This is a genomic window from Microvirga massiliensis (assembly GCF_001006805.1).
GTDB lineage: Bacteria > Pseudomonadota > Alphaproteobacteria > Rhizobiales > Beijerinckiaceae > Microvirga > Microvirga massiliensis.
Genome location: NZ_LN811386.1, coordinates 2,501 through 5,386, shown reverse-complemented (window position 1 = coordinate 5,386; position 2,886 = coordinate 2,501). Strand labels below are relative to the sequence as shown.

General features: G+C 58.6%; 1 protein-coding gene, 2 tRNA genes and 2 rRNA genes (1 of these 5 running past the window's edge). All 5 read left to right on the top strand.

Going from position 1 to position 2,886, the window contains the following annotated elements:
• On the top strand, nt 1-230 hold a 230-nt coding region (locus BN1233_RS49395; RefSeq protein WP_048710819.1), incomplete at its 5' end, for a hypothetical protein.
• 3 nt (nt 231-233) lie between these two features.
• Nucleotides 234-1,720: ribosomal RNA gene (locus BN1233_RS42360) — 16S ribosomal RNA — on the top strand.
• Nucleotides 1,721-1,922: 202 nt separating this feature from the next.
• Nucleotides 1,923-1,999, top strand: a tRNA-Ile gene (locus tag BN1233_RS42355).
• A 51-nt stretch (nt 2,000-2,050) separates the two neighbouring features.
• A tRNA-Ala gene (locus BN1233_RS42350) sits at nt 2,051-2,126 on the top strand.
• 263 nt (nt 2,127-2,389) lie between these two features.
• Nucleotides 2,390-2,886: ribosomal RNA gene (locus BN1233_RS42345) — 23S ribosomal RNA — on the top strand (it continues 2,302 nt past the right edge of the window).
• The 16S and 23S rRNA genes sit together here with 2 tRNA genes alongside, the layout of an rRNA operon.

The following is a 2,886-nucleotide window of genomic DNA, read 5'->3' as shown; positions in this document are numbered from 1 at the left end:
CGGGTATTTTGCTCTTTGACAAGTTGGATGGGAAGAGAAGCGTGGACGGCGTTGTCCCTGCGGGCTGCCTTTGGGCAGTCATTGAGGAAGACAACGGGATCCACGTTTTGAACGAGTTCTCTGGCTGGCGGCAACGTCGGTCTGAGGCTCGAGAGCTCACTGGGGCTGGTGGAAACGCCGGCTCTTTGGTGAGGCTCTGTCAATTCAGTGAGATCTTGAGTGAGATCTGACTCTAAGTTGAGAGTTTGATCCTGGCTCAGAGCGAACGCTGGCGGCAGGCTTAACACATGCAAGTCGAACGCATCCTTCGGGATGAGTGGCAGACGGGTGAGTAACACGTGGGAACGTGCCTTCTGGTTCGGAATAACCCAGGGAAACTTGGGCTAATACCGGATACGCCCTTACGGGGAAAGATTTATCGCCGGAAGATCGGCCCGCGTCTGATTAGCTTGTTGGTGGGGTAATGGCCCACCAAGGCGACGATCAGTAGCTGGTCTGAGAGGATGATCAGCCACACTGGGACTGAGACACGGCCCAGACTCCTACGGGAGGCAGCAGTGGGGAATATTGGACAATGGGCGCAAGCCTGATCCAGCCATGCCGCGTGAGTGATGAAGGCCCTAGGGTTGTAAAGCTCTTTCGCACGCGACGATAATGACGGTAGCGTGAGAAGAAGCCCCGGCTAACTTCGTGCCAGCAGCCGCGGTAATACGAAGGGGGCTAGCGTTGCTCGGAATCACTGGGCGTAAAGGGCGCGTAGGCGGCCGGCCAAGTCGGGGGTGAAAGCCTGTGGCTCAACCACAGAATGGCCCTCGATACTGGACGGCTCGAGACCGGAAGAGGTTGGTGGAATTGCGAGTGTAGAGGTGAAATTCGTAGATATTCGCAAGAACACCGGTGGCGAAGGCGGCCAACTGGTCCGGATCTGACGCTGAGGCGCGAAAGCGTGGGGAGCAAACAGGATTAGATACCCTGGTAGTCCACGCCGTAAACGATGGATGCCAGCCGTTGGCGCGCTTGCGCGTCAGTGGCGCAGCTAACGCTTTAAGCATCCCGCCTGGGGAGTACGGTCGCAAGATTAAAACTCAAAGGAATTGACGGGGGCCCGCACAAGCGGTGGAGCATGTGGTTTAATTCGAAGCAACGCGCAGAACCTTACCAACCTTTGACATGTCCAGTATGGGGACCAGAGATGGACCCCTTCAGTTCGGCTGGCTGGAACACAGGTGCTGCATGGCTGTCGTCAGCTCGTGTCGTGAGATGTTGGGTTAAGTCCCGCAACGAGCGCAACCCTCGCCCTTAGTTGCCAGCATTCAGTTGGGCACTCTAAGGGGACTGCCGGTGATAAGCCGCGAGGAAGGTGGGGATGACGTCAAGTCCTCATGGCCCTTACAGGTTGGGCTACACACGTGCTACAATGGCGGTGACAATGGGCAGCGAAGGGGCGACCTGGAGCTAATCCCAAAAAGCCGTCTCAGTTCAGATTGCACTCTGCAACTCGGGTGCATGAAGGCGGAATCGCTAGTAATCGTGGATCAGAACGCCACGGTGAATACGTTCCCGGGCCTTGTACACACCGCCCGTCACACCATGGGAGTTGGTTTTACCCGACGGCGCTGTGCCAACCGCAAGGAGGCAGGCGACCACGGTAGGGTCAGCGACTGGGGTGAAGTCGTAACAAGGTAGCCGTAGGGGAACCTGCGGCTGGATCACCTCCTTTCTAAGGATGATCCCTTCAGCACCGTCACCCGACGGGGCGATCGGATCGTTTTAGAAACACAAGAAGGCCAGTCGAGGCCTTCACTGGCGGGACACGCCGTCTTCGTTTCTCTTCCCCGTTTCCGGACAATGCAGGCTCTGGCGCGCTTTGTGGCGCGGCCGCGGCCTGCGGGCAGATTTGGGCTTTGGGCTCGGATCGCTTCGGGCCTGTAGCTCAGGTGGTTAGAGCGCACCCCTGATAAGGGTGAGGTCGGACGTTCGAGTCGTCCCAGGCCCACCATCCTCAGGGCGGTCCCGGGGGATCGGGCGCTTTGCTGTCTCTCGGTCATCTGGGGCCATAGCTCAGTTGGGAGAGCGCTAGCTTTGCAAGCTTGAGGTCGTCGGTTCGATCCCGTCTGGCTCCACCATCCTCCTCCGTGTGAGTTGAGGGTGGCGTGCCGCCGTCCGGAACTGTCAAGGAATTCCCCGTGTGTGCGTCTGAGGACGTGCCGCGTGGGTGTTTGAAATCGTGAAGAGGGAACATATCCGGTCCCCGGGACCTCATCCTGGGAAGCGCGGGCAACCGCGGCTGGATGTGTTCGGCAAGCATAAGCCTTCAGGCGAGAGCCTGGGGGCTGGTCTTTCTGTTCGAGCCTGTCGTCGAGAGAGGGCGGGCATCGATCATGAGAGCAATCAAGTGTCTTAAGAGCATCCGGTGGATGCCTTGGCGCTGAGAGGCGATGAAGGACGTGGTACGCTGCGATAAGCCTCGGGGAGCTGCGAACGAGCTTTGATCCGAGGATCTCCGAATGGGGCAACCCCCCTTCGACCCTTTGTATTCTGACGCCATCCTGTGGTGTTGGACTACAAGGGGTCCGTGAAGGGATCAGATCCTGAATCCATAGGGATTTGAGGCGAACCCGGGGAACTGAAACATCTCAGTACCCGGAGGAAAGGACATCAACCGAGACTCCGCTAGTAGTGGCGAGCGAACGCGGATCAGGCCAGTGGTCGTGATGGGTCAAACCGGAACCGTCTGGAAAGGCGGGCCTGAGCGGGTGACAGCCCCGTACGGGTCATGACTATCACGATCCTCGAGTAGGGCGGGACACGTGCAATCCTGTCTGAACATGGGGGGACCACCCTCCAAGCCTAAGTACTCCTCAGCGACCGATAGCGAACCAGTAC